A 645-nucleotide genomic window follows, 5' to 3' on the forward strand; every position below is an offset into this window, starting at 1 on the left:
GTTCCCCCGTACCCCCCAAGGGCTCCGATCCCCCGTGAGCCCTCGCTACCTTCAGGCGACCAGTTCGCCGAAGGCTTCCTCCTCGTCACGGCCGAGTCCCAGGACCTGGTCCTCCCGCAGCCGCCGCAGCGACCGCCAGATGCTGGACTTGACCGTGCCGACACTGATGTCGAGGATGTCCGCGATCTCCGGATCGGTGCGGCCCTCGTAGTACCGCAGGACCAGCATGGTCCGCTGCGGCTCGGGGAGCCGGGAGAGCGCCTGCCACAGGACGGTGCGCAGCTCGGTGCCGCGCATGGAGTCCAGGTCGCCGGCCGTCTCCGGCAGCTCCTCGGTCGGGTATTCGTTGAGCTTGCGGCGCCGCCAGGCGCTGATGTGCAGGTTGGTCATGGTGCGCCGCAGGTAGCCGCCCACCGCCGCCTTGTCGCTGATCCGGTCCCACGCCCGGTAGGTGGAGAACAGCGCGCTCTGCAGCAGGTCCTCCGCCTCGAAGCGGTCGCCGGTCAGGTGGTAGGCCGTGGCGTACAGCGAGGCCCGCCGTTCCCGCACGTAGGCGGTGAACTCGGCCTCCGACAGGCCGCCCCCGGTGGCGCGCGGCCCGCCCTGGTCCCCCCGGACCGGGTCGGCGGCCGTGCGCTGCGTCGG

Annotated in this window: 1 protein-coding gene; it reads right to left on the minus strand. The window is 72.1% G+C overall.

The window, feature by feature from the left end; translation table 11 throughout:
• Positions 1-51: 51 nt before the first annotated feature.
• The coding region (locus ACOV8S_RS16390) for a SigE family RNA polymerase sigma factor (protein WP_448318546.1) at positions 52-645 on the minus strand (594 nt) is incomplete at its 5' end.

Source organism: Streptomyces sp. CO7 (assembly GCF_053474865.1).